The organism is Deinococcus sp. AB2017081, from assembly GCF_034440735.1.
Taxonomy (GTDB): domain Bacteria; phylum Deinococcota; class Deinococci; order Deinococcales; family Deinococcaceae; genus Deinococcus; species Deinococcus rufus.
Genome location: NZ_CP140098.1, coordinates 3,039,176 through 3,054,665, shown reverse-complemented (window position 1 = coordinate 3,054,665; position 15,490 = coordinate 3,039,176). Strand labels below are relative to the sequence as shown.

The 15,490-nt window shown below is 65.2% G+C and carries 16 protein-coding genes; 14 read left to right on the top strand and 2 right to left on the bottom strand.

Annotated features, from left to right (window positions below):
* Positions 1 to 104 precede the first annotated feature (104 nt).
* The 14 genes from U2P90_RS14870 (at position 105) to U2P90_RS14805 (ending at position 14,057) form a co-directional block, all read left to right on the top strand.
* Positions 105 to 311, top strand: a complete 207-nt coding sequence (locus U2P90_RS14870) for a helix-turn-helix domain-containing protein (RefSeq protein ID WP_322472753.1) — start codon at positions 105 to 107, stop codon at positions 309 to 311.
* On the top strand, positions 308 to 3,496 hold the full coding sequence (locus U2P90_RS14865; protein WP_322472752.1) for a hypothetical protein: 3,189 nt from the start codon (positions 308 to 310) through the stop codon (positions 3,494 to 3,496). Before U2P90_RS14870 ends, U2P90_RS14865 begins: the two co-directional genes overlap by 4 nt.
* Complete coding sequence (locus U2P90_RS14860) at positions 3,493 to 3,942, top strand: hypothetical protein (RefSeq protein WP_322472751.1); 450 nt, start codon at positions 3,493 to 3,495, stop codon at positions 3,940 to 3,942. The genes U2P90_RS14865 and U2P90_RS14860 overlap by 4 nt, the downstream gene beginning before the upstream one ends.
* Before the next feature lie 360 nt (positions 3,943 to 4,302).
* A complete protein-coding gene (locus U2P90_RS14855; RefSeq protein WP_322472750.1) occupies positions 4,303 to 5,634 on the top strand; it encodes a S8/S53 family peptidase in 1,332 nt (443 codons plus the stop codon).
* 192 nt (positions 5,635 to 5,826) lie between these two features.
* Positions 5,827 to 6,402: a hypothetical protein gene (locus U2P90_RS14850; RefSeq protein WP_322472749.1), complete on the top strand. Its 576-nt coding sequence runs from the start codon at positions 5,827 to 5,829 to the stop codon at positions 6,400 to 6,402.
* 53 nt (positions 6,403 to 6,455) lie between these two features.
* Entirely contained in the window at positions 6,456 to 7,043 is a 588-nt protein-coding gene (locus U2P90_RS14845) for a hypothetical protein (protein WP_322472748.1), read from the top strand.
* Between the two features lie 173 nt (positions 7,044 to 7,216).
* Complete coding sequence (locus U2P90_RS14840; protein ID WP_322472747.1) at positions 7,217 to 7,657, top strand: hypothetical protein; 441 nt, start codon at positions 7,217 to 7,219, stop codon at positions 7,655 to 7,657.
* Positions 7,654 to 8,781 carry a zinc ribbon domain-containing protein gene (locus tag U2P90_RS14835; RefSeq protein ID WP_322472746.1) on the top strand — a complete coding sequence of 376 codons (1,128 nt, stop codon included), beginning with the start codon at positions 7,654 to 7,656 and terminating at the stop codon, positions 8,779 to 8,781. Before U2P90_RS14840 ends, U2P90_RS14835 begins: the two co-directional genes overlap by 4 nt.
* Positions 8,782 to 8,869: 88 nt before the next feature.
* Entirely contained in the window at positions 8,870 to 9,700 is an 831-nt protein-coding gene (locus tag U2P90_RS14830) for a hypothetical protein (RefSeq protein ID WP_322472745.1), read from the top strand.
* Positions 9,700 to 10,185: a hypothetical protein gene (locus tag U2P90_RS14825; RefSeq protein WP_322472744.1), complete on the top strand. Its 486-nt coding sequence runs from the start codon at positions 9,700 to 9,702 to the stop codon at positions 10,183 to 10,185. The genes U2P90_RS14830 and U2P90_RS14825 overlap by 1 nt, the downstream gene beginning before the upstream one ends.
* Before the next feature lie 50 nt (positions 10,186 to 10,235).
* Positions 10,236 to 10,886: a hypothetical protein gene (locus U2P90_RS14820; protein WP_322472743.1), complete on the top strand. Its 651-nt coding sequence runs from the start codon at positions 10,236 to 10,238 to the stop codon at positions 10,884 to 10,886.
* Positions 10,886 to 12,280: a hypothetical protein gene (locus U2P90_RS14815; RefSeq protein ID WP_322472742.1), complete on the top strand. Its 1,395-nt coding sequence runs from the start codon at positions 10,886 to 10,888 to the stop codon at positions 12,278 to 12,280. Before U2P90_RS14820 ends, U2P90_RS14815 begins: the two co-directional genes overlap by 1 nt.
* A gap of 20 nt (positions 12,281 to 12,300) precedes the next feature.
* Positions 12,301 to 13,527 carry a helix-turn-helix domain-containing protein gene (locus U2P90_RS14810; RefSeq protein ID WP_322472741.1) on the top strand — a complete coding sequence of 409 codons (1,227 nt, stop codon included), beginning with the start codon at positions 12,301 to 12,303 and terminating at the stop codon, positions 13,525 to 13,527.
* A complete protein-coding gene (locus tag U2P90_RS14805) occupies positions 13,524 to 14,057 on the top strand; it encodes a hypothetical protein (RefSeq protein ID WP_322472740.1) in 534 nt (177 codons plus the stop codon). The genes U2P90_RS14810 and U2P90_RS14805 overlap by 4 nt, the downstream gene beginning before the upstream one ends.
* Before the next feature lie 119 nt (positions 14,058 to 14,176).
* Here U2P90_RS14805 and U2P90_RS14800 read toward each other — a convergent pair whose 3' ends face one another.
* Together U2P90_RS14800 and U2P90_RS14795 are read right to left on the bottom strand one after the other, a co-directional pair.
* Positions 14,177 to 14,776, bottom strand: coding sequence for a hypothetical protein (locus U2P90_RS14800; protein ID WP_322472739.1), 600 nt, complete (start codon positions 14,774 to 14,776; stop codon positions 14,177 to 14,179).
* Between the two features lie 7 nt (positions 14,777 to 14,783).
* Positions 14,784 to 15,455 (bottom strand): hypothetical protein, encoded by a 672-nt coding sequence (locus tag U2P90_RS14795; RefSeq protein ID WP_322472738.1) that lies wholly within the window; start codon positions 15,453 to 15,455, stop codon positions 14,784 to 14,786.
* Positions 15,456 to 15,490: the final 35 nt, after the last annotated feature.

Sequence of the window (15,490 nt, the reverse complement as noted above, 5' to 3'; positions counted from 1 at the left end):
GCGCCACAGGGCGCTCCATTTCGCAGACCGTCACACAGATACCCCGGTATCTGCTGCCGGCCTGAGCCTGGATCGATTGCTGCTATCGCAGCGGAGCCACCCACATGCCCGACAAGAAACAGCCCGACAGCACCAAGCACACCTACCTCACGCCCGCCGAAGTGTGCGCCGAACTGCGCGTCAGCCGCGCGGTGTACGACGCGGCAGCGCGCTCAGGAGAGCTGGACGTCAAGCGCTTCTCGCGGCGGATCCACCGGATCCACCGCGACGAAATGACGCGGTGGTTCAATGGCCTCGGCGGAAACGAGTGAAGCCCGCCGCGGGAACGGCGAGCTTTGCCAAGGCCCTCGACATCGCAAAACGCACCGTCAGTATGCCGGAAATGCTCCGCGAGCTGTGCCCCGCTGCCAACTTCAACGGGCTCTACGAGGACGGAACGCGCGGGGGCAACATGTACGACCCGCGCCCCGGCCTCGAAGAGGCCACGCCGTCGTTCACTGTGCGACAACTGAAAGACGGCACGTGGGTCTACAACCGCCACGACGGCGAGACGAAAGGGGGCACCTGCGTCGATCTGCTCATGCTTTGCAAAGGACTCACACTCAGGGATGCAATCACCGAACTCATTGACCGCGCTGGCCTGCCCACTGACAACCAGCCGACCAGCCTGAAGAGGCCCCGGAACCCGAGTCGAACGGCGATGGGGCTGTTGGGGGCCCAGCTCTACCGGACCAGCGCTATCGATGTGACGACGCTCCCGGACGGATGGAAGCTGATCACGGCGGATACCCCGGCAGACGCTCCTGAGTGTCAGGAACTGAAGTCCCGTGGCCTCCTGGGCGAGGCCAGCAGCGGTTCCTTGAAGGCATACCAATTCACTGGGCGACGCCCGATCAACCACGCCATCCTGCCTGGGGCTGTTGCGTTCGTGGTCAACGGAGTTGATGGTCAGCCGGTTGCCCTAAAAGTCCGAAATCCCGGCACCAAGGAGGAGCTGAGCAAGGCCAAGAAAGACCGCTACCGCTACGCCAGCAAGGGGAGTGGCGCGCCGGCCCATTACTGCCCAGCACCTGAACCCACCGGCGACGAAATCTGGCTGGAAGGTGAGCTCAACGCGGTCGCTGTTGCTAACGCCCTCCGCGTGGCGGGCATTAAGGGTGTGGCCGTCCAGGGCATCGCTGGAGTGCGTAACAAGCCGTGGCTGAGCCCCAGCCTGCGGGGACACCGCGTGTACATCTCTGGCGACGCAGACACTGCCGGCGAAGAGGGGCGGGTTAGGTGGGCGGCCATGGCGCAAGACGCTGGAGCGATCGTCCACCAGCTGCGCATCCCGGAAATGACCGCTGCGGACGCCTGCGATCTCCTGGCCAGCCTCGGTGCTCCGTCGCTCGGGGCACTCCTGCAGGCGGCCATCGTCGCGGCGGAGCCCGACGTCGTGGACAACGATGCAGCCGTCTCCAAACGACCAAGCAACTACGGTCTCCACAACGGCGTGCTGTGCCGGTATACGACCAACCGGGCCGGCGAGGAGATCATCGAGCCCCTGGCCAGTTTTTCGGCCCGCATCGTCACGGACGCCGCGAGGGTGACCGGCAACGCCACTGAACATCACTACACCATCGTCGGTGCGGACGCCTCGGGAGACCCGCTGCGGCCCATCGTTGTCTCGGCGGCCGACTACGATGCCATGACCTGGATGGCCAAGTGGGGATCAAGGGCCTACGTCGTTGCTGGCCGGGGTGTCCGCGATCATCTCAGGGTTGCGATCATGCAGCAGTCCAACGCGGCGGGCATCGCGCGCGAGGTGATCTACACGCAGACGGGCTGGGTTGACGGCATGTTCCTGCACGCCGGAGAGGCCGGGGCAATCACATCGGGTGAGTCCTTCCAGGGCGCCCGGGTCGAACTGCTCGGCAACCTCACCAGCTTCAACCTGCCGGCGCAGCCAGACCCACACACCGCCCGGTCGGCCATCCGGGCCTCACTGGCCCTGCTCGAGCTCGCCCCGGATCGAGTCGCCGTCCCCATGCTGGCCGCCACGTACCGTGCGCCCCTGGGCCGCGCGAGGTACGTCGTCTGGGTTGCCGGGCAGACGGGCAGCGGCAAGACCACCCTGGCGGTTCTGTGTCAGGCGCACTACGGCGCAGAGTGGCGCGACGACCACCTGCCGGCGACATTCACGTCGACCGGGTTTTCGATCACCCTGTCGGCGTTTTCAGCAGCCGACGTCCTCTTTGTGATCGACGACTATAAGCCCGCCGGCAGCGGGCTGGCCATGGCGAAAGCTCAGGGGGAGGTCGGGCGCATCATCGCCGCTGTCGGCGAGGGTGGCGGCCGCATGCGAGGCGCCACCGACGGCAGCGTCCGGGGAGGCGAGTACCCCCGTGGAGTCGTGATGATCACCGGCGAGCTGTCCGTGGCCCGCCTCTCTGATGTGGCCCGGACGGTCACCGTGGAGATCGACGAGCCCCTCATCACGCCGCGTACTTCTGCGGCCTACCGTGAGGCGCAACGCCTAGCGGCCAACGGGCTGTACGCGGCTGCAATGTCCGCGTACATCGCATGGATTGCCCGCCACAAGGAGGCGCTGTACGGGCGTGCATACATTCGCGACATACGGGATCCGCTGAGGTGGCTGTTTGAGGCGTCACGCGCGCACAACCGGACGCCGGACAACATCGCTGACCTCGCAGGCGCGTGGCGGGTCTACCTGACGTTTGCGTGCGAGGCCGGTGCTGTCAGTGCGACGGAAGCACAGGCGTACTGGCGACGCGTCGTTGCGGCGCTGCGAGAGATGAGTACCGACCAGGCCACCCACCTGTCGGAATCCGACCCGGTGCGGTCGACCCTGCGGATCATCCAGACCCTCCTGTTGACGCAGCGCATCTACCTCGCTGACGCCGATACAGGTCAGGCTCCGACTGACCCTGGGAAATATGGGTGGCAACCATCTGCGGATGGGAGCGACTCACAGCCAAACCCACGGGCTTCGCTGGCCGGTTACGTCGAGGTCATCGATGGTGTCGAGTGGTTGATGTTCCTCCCAGCGGCGCTGTACACGGAGATCGAGCGTTACACGGCCGGTGAGGACGTGGCCCTGCCACCCGCCCGGACGCTCTGGCGGCGCATCAAGGAGGCGCTGCGGCCCCTGGGCTACCTGATCAGCGAGGGAGACCGGACGACCCATCGCCGCAGCGTCTTCGGCAGCGCAGACGGGGCGAGGGTCGAGTTGCTGCACCTGCGCGCCGACTATGGCGATTACCTCCAGGCGACCGGGACGAAAAAAGATTACGGCGAGGAAAGTGTGTCTGGGTGCGGCTTAACATTCGTCCCGATTACCTTCTCTTCACTGGGACAGAGAGGGATGAGCGTGACGCAGTTCAGAGAAGCGGCGGTGGAGACAGTGTCGGAGCCTGTCCCGGTCGAGCACGCAGCCGTCCCGGTCACGGACGATGAGGAGGTGCCCGGCACGGCCATGATGACGGTGACCCTGTGACGATCCCGCGCCTGATGCTTGAAAGGTTGGCGGCGCTGGGCGTCACCCTCCATGTCACCGAGGAGGCCAGGCTCGAACTCACAGGACCGACGATCAGGATCGGCGAGGCGGTCGCGGTGGTGGAGCCGTACCGGGACGCCCTGATCGCCTACCTCATGCGCAGTGCCGCCGTGTACGGGCCGGACGCGGCAGAGCGTCGGCACGCCCTGCCGGGCGCCGACCGGCCCCTCGACCGGCCGCACGTGCGGCCAGATCAATTGTGCGGCGGGTGCGCCAGATGGGTACCGCACCGCGTCGGCTCCGAGTCGGGCCACTGTCTCCTGGGCTTCCAAAATCACCGCCTGCCGGTCAGTGCGGGCATGGATCACCCTGAGACCTCCAGAGGATCCCGGTGCTGGGCTGACCGTGGCGCGGCATGGCGCCGCAGGCTGCCGGATCTCGAGTAGACCGTCCACCATTCAAAGGGCTTACGGGCGTACGTTCGTAGGCCCATCCGCTGTTGTCGCAAGTGAGGCAACACCGTACTCCCAGTGCTTCTAGAATGGCCTGTGCCCCGACAATTTGATCGCATCAGCCAGATCGCCCTCCTGACCCTGGCGCTGACTGCCTGTGGCTCGACGACGTCGGGTTCAGATTCGACGCCTGGTACCATCACGCCGGCACCTGGCCCTGTCCCATCCCCGGCTCCTTCACCTGTGCCGGTTCCACAACCTGCGCCATCCCCTGCACCCATCCCGGCTGCTTACACCCCCGCGCCCGGCTTCTGGAACGGTCAACCGCAGACCGGCCCGTGGTGCGCCGGCAAGGTGAACGGCCAGTCGCTCGGCGCGCTCGCTGTGGCACGCACCGAGACGCCCAGCGACCGTGAGCGGACCCTGCGCGGCGTCAGCGCGTCCCTGCAGACCATGGGGGCCCTGAGCGTGAAGCCCGCCGCGGGCGCGGCCGTCGCCGTCCTGCTCCCCACCGGCCAGTCCGCCGAGGCCGGGCTCGCGGCCCTCAAGGCGTCCGGCGTGAGCGTCACCAGCAACACCGGCTACTGGGCGACCCTGAAGGCCAGCGACGCGGCCGCCGCGCGCGCCCTGGTGGCGGACGGCACCGTGCAGTACGCCGAGTACCTCAGCCCCCTGAAGACCCACGGCCTGCCGACCCCCAGCGACACGCTGATGGTCAACCAGAACAAGTACCTGCCGATGACCAACCAGTACGGCGCGTGGTCGCAGGTGGACCAGGGCTGCAAGAACATCGTCGTCGCCGTGATCGACACCGGCTGGACGGGCAGCACTGCGCACGCCGAGGCGAACCTCGTGCCGAAATCCGCGTGGTTCGACGCGTTCGGCCACCAGAAGGGCGTCGCTGCGCCGTCCGGTGAAGTCGACCCGCACGGCACGGCCGTGGCGAGCATCATCGCCATGACCACCAACGGCGGCGGGGTCGGCGTGAGCACGTCGTACAACCTCGTCAAGGTGCTCCCCATCAACGTCGCGTCGGGCGCCCGCAACCTGGACTTCCCGTCGGTCGCGGTCGCCATGGACTACGCGATGGGCAGCGTCACCGTGGACGGCGTGACGTACACCAACCCCTACCCGGCGCGGGTGCTGAACATGAGCTTCGGCGGGGACTCCGCCACCGAGTACTTCACGGGCCTGTTCCGCCGGGCCGCGGACCGCGGCGTCGTGGTCGTCGCGTCGGTGGGCAACACGCTCACCACGAACAAGACGACCGACACGTCCAGCGCGCAGTTCTCCATCGGTGCGGGCGGCGTGATGTTCGACGGCAGCCACTGGAAGGATCCCTACACCGCCGGTCAGGGCAGCAGCTCCGGCCCCGGCGTGGACGCCGCCGCGCCCTCGATGGCCGTGCCGTCCATCGTGAACGGGCAGGAGCAGTACTGGAGCGGGACGAGCTTCGCCGCGCCGTGGATGTCCTCGCAGATCGCGCTGTGGATGTACGCCAACGAGCAGTACCGCGCGGACGGCAGCCCCACGAACGGCCTGAAGGGCCAGGCGCTGTACGACCACCTGATCGGCTGCTTCAAGGTGGCCGGTTCGCAGAAGGGTGCCCGCAACGACGACGTGGGTTACGGCCGCCTGGACACCGGGCTGATGGTCGCGGCGAACACCACCGCGTGCCGCCGCTGACGTGAGAAGGCACCGGACACCAATCTGGCGACGGTGATGTCAACTGGATGGTCATGCAGTCCCGCCTTCATGGTTCGGGGGTCGCTGCGGGTGTGGTGATCAACCGGCCAACACGGACGTGTCTGGTGGCGCCACGATGCCTCCATGACCATCGATTTCGCAGCTGCCAGACAGTGTTTGCATGTGGACCGGATGGTGCCCCTGCACGTCGCTGTGAGTGACGGGTGGCTGCCGGACACGCTGCCCGCGACGCTGGACGACCTCCGGGCGGCTGGGTACATCATCACCGAGGTCGAGGGCAGACGCACCGCCCGGAGCCGTGGAGTGGTGACCGTGCCGGTCGTGGCGCTCAACGCTGCTGTTGCCCGTGCTCCTTGGCACAGCAACGTCCAGGTGCTGGGCCTGGCCATGGGGCGCCGGCGTCTGCGCATCCCGGCCGACCGGGTGGCCTGGTTCGTGGAGGCCCACGTTACCGTCCGCCGTACGAATGATCGCCAGACCATCCCCGGCGTGGTCGCCGACGCCCGGTGGCACGAAAAACGGCCAGACGCGATCACGCGCAGCTGGTATGTGGAGTACTCCTCCGGGTCGTACTCCAGGGCGCGGCTGAAGACGAAAATCCTGGCATACGGCCCCAACCCACAGGTTTGGCTGACGGGTTCGGACGCGCACGCCGACGTCATCCGCGACCTCATAGCCGACCTGTACCCCGGGCTCCGCGAGGTGCGTGTCAGGACGGTCGACTGGACGGCCGGGTGGGCCGCGTGAGTGCAGGGACTATAGGGGGTGCCGACTTCCTCGCGGGGGGCGACCCTGTCCAGTTGCCCGTCATCATCGCGTCGCTGTCGCTCAGCCGGGCGCGCGTCAACGAACTCATGCAGCTGCTGGAGCGGGTGCTTGGCGAGCGGATCGTCCGGACGGCGACCGGCCGTCAGTACACATCGAACATCCACGACCTGCTGATCGAGGCAGCCGCGGAGGGGCTGACTGAAGACTCGATGCGGGCGGCGCTCGAGCGGCGTGGCGTGGCGGTGACCGAACGCGTTCCGGAGTACACGCCGGCCACGCTGTACGCCAATTTCACCTTTCTGCACGCTGCCCTGGACGACGCCAGTACGGCCCACCGCGCGGTCGTCGACGCCCTCATCTCACAGCACGAGCTCCATGAGGCGGGAGTGGCGACGTTGACCCAACGCATCGAAGAGCTCACCGAAGCGGTGCGCGGCCACCAGGTGGATCTGGAGGAGGCTCACGCGCAGCTGACCGACCTGAGGGGTGTGACCGAGCGGTTGTCGTGGCGCTGGTGGCAGGTGCCCGTGCAGGCGGTCGCTCACGCGGCCGTGACCGTGTGGGAGGTCATCTGCACGGTGCCGTACTACGTCCAGCGGACACTCAGACGCGGCGACTGATCGGCCAAAAAACACGTGAGGGACGGCCGGGCATGCGCCCGGCCGTCCCTTTTCGTGGACACAGGGGGGGTGGGAACCCCGAAACACACCCTGCGTTACAGGAGACGATCATCCGATACATCACGTTCGTTGTTGCCAAGATTCACTTCAGAACCATCATCATCGGGTCGCACGTGTGGGAGAGCGCGCTCGGCGAGGCGCGCCGTCACCTCCGCCAGGGGGCCGGGCGCGGGCTCGTGGACGCGCCGGTGGAGGGGGGCTACGATCCGCAGGACACCGCCATCGTCCGGGCGGCGCGCTGGCACGCCCTGGTGGGACGGTCGCCGGACGTCCGGCAGCTCTACAGGATGCCCAGCATCCCGAAGTACGCGGTGATGCCCGTCCGGAGGCGTGGGGCGGGGCACATCACCGTCGCCGAGATCCTCCAGGCTGCGCTGCTGCCCGTCACCGCGGGAGACCTCCAGTGCGTGTCGGACAGCGGGGCAGGCCGGCCGATCGAGGTCGGCCAGGTGGTGTACGTGCGCGCCGTGGTGCGTCCGGACATGGATCTCGTGACGTTGCACGTCCCGGGAGGACGGGTCTCGGGCTCCCTGCCGTCCCGGCGGTGGTCGTGAGGGGCGACCGGATCCTGGTTGATCTGAGCACCCGCGCCTACCCGACTCCCATGCAGGCAGCGCGGCTCGACACGTGGCTGGACGCCACCTCGTCGATCAGTGCTGCGCTCACGGCGCTGCCAGTTGCCCTGCGGGCGGACGCGGTGGCGGGTCTCCCGGACGCCTGGCCGGAGGTTCCGATCTCGATCCTCCGTCAGATTGTCCGGTGGGCGGATCGGGGCACCACGATCCGCAGGGACTGCGTGCCGCTGGACGACGAGGTGATGGCCGTGACCCCCTACCTCGTCCACGTGGTGGGCCTCGACGATCTGCTGCTCAGTGACGTGACCCGTCTGCCGCTCGGCCTGTCCGGGGCTCTCCTCGCGGACGGCGCGAGGCGGCTGGACGAGGTTGACGCCAGCCTGCAGACGCAGCTCCGCTCCGGACGGGCCGGCCCGGTGGGTGCCGCCGACGTCCAGCAGATGGTACGGCGGTACGGCACACTGCTGGGCACCACGTACCGGACGGCCGGAGTTCCGGGGGCCGAGCGGGCCCGGTACGCGACCCTCCGCGCGTACCGCGCGCCAGATGGAGGCCGGCAGTGGTCGATCACCTGGTCGATCCGGATCGCCCCGCGCTGGCTGCCGGCCGCGTCGGTGGACGACTGTGTGGGCGTCGATGTGGGGGTCAGGCGGCTGCTCACCTGGGCGTCGAGGGATCACGCGGGATCAGTCACCGGGTGGCGCCTTACGGCCGGCGAGTGGCAGGAGGACTCGACCATGGAGGCGGCCGTGCGCCGGCGGGCCCTGTTCGCGCGGAGCGCCGCGGAACTCGACGCGGCGCTCCGCGGGATCCTGGCGTTCAGGCGGGTGGCGATCGAGGCGACCAACTGGCGGGGGCTTGCCGGCACGCCGCAGATCGACGCGATGACGGCCTCGGCCGTGGTCGATGTGCGCCACTGGCTCACCGCGCTGGCCCGCGTGACGGGGAGCGCCGTGGTGCCGGTGTCGGCGTGGTCGTCCAGCCGGCACTGCGGCCACTGTGGGCAGCCGGGGGTGCGGCAGGGGAGCCACTTCACGTGTGCAATCTGCGGCGACGCGGACGCTGACGACAACGCTGCGAGGTACCTCCGTGCCTGCGCCTGACCTGAGCTCCTCTCTGTGCGAGGTGCCGGCGGAGATGCGCGCGTGGCCTGCGGTGCCGTACCGGGAGGCGCGGCGGGCCGGCGGGCGGGTGGCCAAGATCCCCCTCTCGCTGACCCCGGTCGTCCGGCCCGCGAACCACCGCGACCCTCGCACTCAGCTGTCGTTCGCCGCGGCGGTGAGCGCCTGCGCCCGGGGTCTCGCCGATGGGGTCGGCGTGGTGTTGCCTCCAGGGATCGTCATGCTGGATTTCGATGACTGCCTCCTGGGGGAGGGTGGAGTGACCGCGTGGGTTGCCGACACCGTCGGTCGGCTGGTCAGCTACACGGAGATCAGCACGAGCGGGCGTGGCCTCAAGACGTTCGTCCGGGCAGCCAAACCGGGGCCGAGATGCCGGGGGGCGGGCTGCGAGATGTACGGCCCGGGCTCCTACGCAGCGCTAACGGGACGCCGCTACACGGAGGTCAGGGTCATTTCGCCTGCCGGGGATGCAGTGGTCCGCCTCTACGAGGAGCTCTTCCGGGGCGGCATGACAGATCCGTTGCCACACCACCAGCAGGCCATGGCGACTCCCCAAATGGAGGAGGTCGTGGCTGCGGCCCTGCGCGCCCGGAACGGTGAGCGGTTCCGGAAGCTGTACGTGGACGGGGTAACGACCGGATACAACAGCCCGTCGGAGGCTGATTTTGCGCTGCTACGCATGCTGAGGTTCTGGTCGCATGCAGATCCCCTGGTCATGGACGCCCTGATGCGCCGGAGTGCTCTGTACCGAAGCAAATGGGATTTGCCTGAGGGGAGGAGTTACGGCGCGCGCAGCATCGAACGGGCCCTGGCCCTGGGGGGTGAGGTGCGGAGGCAGCGACACCCTACGGGGTCTGCCTGTAAGGCGCAGGCAGTACGGGCTGCGCGTAATATGGATTAGTGAAACGCGACAGGACAGAGGGACTCGCAGGTGGGCACGCCGACCCACCGGAGCTCCCGGATGAGCTCTACGCCCTGACGCTGCATCAACCGTGGGCGACAGCCGTGGCTGTCCTCGGAAAACGCATCGAGAACCGGAGTTGGGCTCCGCCTCGCCGCGCGGTCGGCCAGTGGATCGCCATCCACGCGGGCCGTGCCTTCGATGACGGCGCGGCGGACTGGGTGGCGTCGCGCACCGGGCGCATGACGACGGACGGCTCGGTTCCCAGAGGTGCGATCGTGGCGCTGGCGCGGGTGGCTGGAAGCGTCACCGATAGTGACGACATGTGGTTCAGGGGGCCGTGTGGATGGCTTCTCGAGGACGTCGTGCCCGTCGAACCTGTCGCGTGTCGTGGACGACAGCGGCTGTGGAAGGTGTCGCCGGACGTCCGCATGGCTCTGGAAGAGGCGCTCAAAAGTCAGACAAAAACTGTAATTGTGGACTGAAACCCTGACAATGTCAGAATCATCCGGCATGCTGTCCGTAGGAGGGCAGCATGCCGGATCTCGACAACATGGCGAAGAAGGTGAAAGGCCTCTGGAAGCGCTATGGCGTCCGGGCGGCTATTGCTGATGCAGAGCAACCCGCCGCGGACGGAACCTCGAGGCTTGCGGAGATGCTCAAACACATCCTGTCGCGCGTCGCGGCCACCTACGCGGGTGTAGAGCACCTCCCGGCGTTCAGGGAGCAGCTTCAGCGGCTCGCCGCCCTTCCCCTGCAGGAGCGCGGCGCCGCCTTCGCGGCCATGAGGTTCCCAATCATCCCCGAGGGCAAGGAGAGCGTGGTGCGCGCCGCCCGTCAGGTCGGGATCCTCATCTGCGAGGGGCAGGTCACGCCTGCACAAGTTCCTGTGGAACTCGCGCGCCGCTTCCTCGTCGCCATCCCAGACGCCGAGTTCTTCGGAAGGCTCGTCAGCGAGGACTACCCGGCGCTGTTCCGGACGGAGGCGGAGGCGCGCGTGAGTCTCCAGCGTGCCCAGAGTGACGTGGCCGAGTTCGCCGCCGGTGCCGCACCCGAGTTCGCCGCCAGCATGTTCCAAACCGTGCCCGCCGTACCGCGTCCCGAGGTGCCCCGGCGGGATACGGCAGAGCAGATGGAGGGCAGCGTCAATATCAACTTCGACCTGCTGGACGATGAGGACGACTGATGCACGTGCGCGCCTTTGACTTCAGCGAGCGTCTGAAAGGCCGGGAAAGCCGCATGGATCTGGCCCGCATCCAGGTGGGGCCGCTCTGGAAGCTGCGCCCGGATCTGAGCGAGGTTGTCGATGATCTCCTCGACGTCATCGCGGCCGTACACGTGGTCGACCGGCTGGTCAGGCGGTCGCGTGCTGGCGGCTACACCTGCCCACGACACCTCACCCTGACGGTTCCGGTGGCCTTCCCGGAGCGCTGCTCAGCGCAGCGCCAGCCCCTCACTGCTCTCCTCGAGTGGCTGACGGGGGATCACTGGGAGATCGAGTTCAATGGCCGCCTCGGGCGCAGGCGCACCCGTGTGCCGGCCCTGCTCAGCACCGGTGCCCCGGAGATGTCAAGACCCTTCGTTGGCCTCTACTCCGGCGGTCTCGACTCCCTCGCGGGCGCGGTAGCGCAGGCCCTGGATCCGCAGTTCGACACCGGACTCCTGGTCGGCGGCCAGACCGGGGGCGGCCTGAAGAGCCTCCAGTCTGGGCAGTTTGCGGCGCTGCGGGAGCGCCTCCCCCAGGTACAGTGGCGGCCGTTTCAGGGGTTCTGGCATCAGGCGGGGAAGAAGGAACTCGCCGATTGGTTCGTCCAGGAGCAGTCGCAGGAGAAAAGTCAGCGGTCGCGCGCGCTGCTCTTCCTGACGATCGGGGTGATCACCGCCCTCGCCCATGACGTGGACACCCTGCACGTCTACGAGAACGGGGTGGGAGCGATCAACCTCCCCTACACGGCAGCCTTCGCCGGGGCCGACCAGACCCGAGCCATGCATCCGCGCACGCTGCTCCTGATGGAGCGCTGGCTGACGGGTCTGCTCGAACGCCCTGTGCGCATCCTCAACCCATCCCTGTGGCGCACGAAGGGCGAGATGTGCGCTCAGGTGGCCGCGGCTGGCCTGGGCGACCTGACCGTCCTGACAGCGTCGTGTGACAGCTATCCCCTGCGTCACGCCACGCACAAGCAGTGCGGGAGCTGCACCTCCTGCGTGATGCGCCGCGTGTCGCTCCACGCGGCCGGGCTGTATGCCGGGGACGCCGCGGCTGATCAGTACCGGGATGACCTCTTTCGCCTCACACTGCAGGGCGGCGCGGATCGCCGACACGCTCTGCACTACATGCAGGAACAGGCACAGCAGTTTGCATGCCTGTCCGGCCCGGGCAGGATGGTGGACTTCCGCTTGGCCTTTGATGGCTTGGAGGACGCCCGCCAGGCCATCCACCAGCACTCCGGGCTGTCCTTGCCGGAGGTGGACACCCGGCTGGGCCGCCTGTTCGGTCAGTACGCCCGTGAGGTCGCCGGCTTCAGCCGTGACCTCACGTCCCCGACGCCCCCCGTGGCGTCGTCACCGCTCGTCGCCTGACCCCGGGAGGCTCCTGAACCATGACGCTAGGACTCGACTCCCATGACCCCACCGCCCTCGGCCTGCGCCTGCAGGTCGCGCGGAAGGCCGCCCGCCTGACCCAGCAGGAGGCCGCGGATCACCTCGGCGTGGCCCGCACGACCATCGTGGCCATCGAGAAGGGTGAGCGCCGCATCCAGCCCGCTGAACTCATCGCCCTGGCGGAGCGGTACGCCGCCAGCGTGCATGACCTCCTGCGGAACCGGCCGCCCACCGGTGGCCTGGACGTGCAGTTCAAGGCCTACTTCAAGAAGCGGGGCGCAGCCGATCCCACCATCGGTGACCATATGGAGCAGGCGGCGGCACTCCTCCAACAGAGCGCCGAGAACTACCTCGAGCTGGAGGAGGCCATGCAGTCCCCCCTCCCGCGGAACTACCCGGTGGAGTACGACATTGGCGGCCTGGCCCCTGAGGCCGCCGCCGACGAGGTCGCGGACGCCGAGCGCCGTCGTCTGGGCCTGGGCGACGCGCCGCTGGGGAACCTCCGGGAGACCCTAGAGGCGGAGGTCGGCCTGCGCATCTTCTCGTTGGAGTTGGACTCCCGCGTGTCTGGGCTGTTCGGCTACACCGACGAACTGGGCGGCTGCATCGCCCTGAACAGCAAGCACCCCCCGGAGCGGCAGCGGATGTCCCTCGCGCACGAGTACGCTCACTTCCTCACCGCAAGGTTGCGCCCGGACGTCCAGGTCTTCCGTCATGCTGGGCGGGTGCCTGACACCGAACGCTTCGCGGAGGCCTTCGCCCGGCGGCTCCTGATGCCCTCGCGGACGGTCACGCGGCACCTCCGGAACCACATTAAGAATCACGGCACCCCGAAGGTCGCAGACCTCGTGCACCTTTCCTCGTACTTCCGGGTGTCCTTTGAGGCCTATGTCCGGCGACTGGAGGAGTTGCAGGTCATCGGTGCCGGCACTTACGACCGCCTCCAGTTCGAAAACTTCAAGCCCCGGGAAGCGCAGAAGCTGGCGGGCATCACCCAGGAACTGTCCGAGCCGCGCTTCCCGAAGCGGTACATCCTGCTCGCCCTCGAGGCCCTTGACCGAGGGCTGATCACCGAGGGTCAGGCGGCGGCGTACCTTGCGACCGACCGACTCTCTGTGCGTGACCTGAGCGCACAGTACAAACGCCAGGCCGCGCTGACGGAGGACGGTGAGCCTGGCTGGTCGAGCTGGCAGATGGATGTCGATGTGTCGGTGAAAGCGCGTTGACGCCCTGGTTCCTCGACGCGTGCTCGCTCATCAACCTGTATGCCAGCGGCCGACTCGCCGACGTCGCCAGGCATGTCCAGGGCCCTCTGTTGATTGTCCCAAAGGTGGTGGAGGAGGCGGGATGGGTATTCGAGAGGGTGGGTCTCGAACGGGGGGAGCGGCGACCGATTGACCTCAGGCCCCACAGTGATGCCGGGGTGGTGCAGGTGGTTCGCCTGACGCACACCGCTCACCTGGCGTTTCTCGACCTCGCCCACCGCATTGATGATGGTGAGGCGATGACCATCGCGGCCGCACTGGCCTGGGAAGGCGCGGGGGTCGTGACTGACGACGAAGCGGCGCGTCGCCTGTTGGATGGCCTGGACATGCCCGTATCGACCACAAGCCTGTCCTTGCTGCGTACGGCGCTCATAGGGTGTGTTCGAAACGATCTGAGGGAAACGCTGATCAACGTGACGGTGTGCGGGCGCTACCTTCCTAGCCCTCGACACCCAGAATGGGAATGGTGGAATGATGTCAGTAGTGGTTAAAGTGTCCGAAAACATTCTTCTGCATATGCGGTTGTATGAAATTGGCTTGAAATGAATTATTTAATTCAGGAACTATGAATGATAACGACATAATCTAAAAGTTTACCATTTTCAGTTTTTCATTCTCTCTGTCTCAACAAATCCGCAAGATAAAGAAATAGGTAATTGTAGGAGAAGTATGATTGTAGGGCAGTATCTACGCTGCCTGTTAGTAGATTGGCCCTCATTATGTTGTCTTGTGGCGACTTTTCTGTTAATTCTATCATTCTATGATATGCATTAATTACGTCTTTATATTCGCTTGGCAATATTTTCGGAGTGATGCAAGCTTCCATGTCTGTAGCTCCATCTATACTGAAGATATACACTTGATGAGTAAATGATAGCGCGTTCCTGTCATCTTGGGCGAAGTCAATCTGTAATTGTTCAGCGTGATGAGAAATCATTGAACGACGCTGTGTGCGGCTGCCGCAGGCATAAATGGGGAGTTCACTCTTCTTTAGTCGCTCATCAACAATTTTTGCTCGGTAAAGGCGTTCCTCGCGAGTGAATACCGGCTCGCGAAATTTTGGCTTATTTATAGTGAACACGCTTCTCCAATCAAGATCTACATTTACCTCTTGGCCTCTATGCTTGGAAAATTCAATGATTAAGCACATATAAGGGTCAATATTTTCATAGAAACGTTGTGACGCTTCGATATTTTCATCTAGAGTCATTTAACCATCACCTTGTCGTTCCCGTGTTTCCTCTCATCTCTCGGGCCTTCTTCCTATTTTTAGCTTCTTCTATTCGACTCTGCAGTACTTTTCTATATGTATCTAGAAAATCATCTAGATCTGTAGTGCAATCACACGGCTGAAAGTCTGAATGACAATCCACATCATCCCACATGTCTAACAGCTGATTATGGAAATATTCTGTAAAGGTATCAATTCTTGTAAGCACTTCGTGGCTTTTAAAAGAATTTTTAGTTGCATTTGCCGATCCAATCCACATAATTCCTTCATCTTTGCGCTTTAACTTAACACCGTATATCTTCGTATGTAGTGAGCATTTTAGTCTAACATCGGAACCGTTCTTCCTCATCTGATCCAGAATTTCTACGTTTATCGATGGAACCTTACAATTCTTAAAGTCTGCTTTTTTGCCAGTATGCTCCTCTTTGCCGCTCGTCGCAACTCTAATTCTTCTTTCGAGGGTTTTTGGATTGCTAGAGCCATTCAGAATTGTATAAAGCTGTTCGGCAAGTTCAGCATAACCAATAGGGCCATGCTCATCTAAGTAGGTAACATAAGGACTGATCAACCAGATAGCCTCTATGTCCCTCTCCTTACCCTTGCAGTATTTGAATATATCGTCAAATACGCTACCCATATCCACCGTCTTCCATCCCATCATTAATCTCATTGATGCCCCCAGGGAAATGTCGT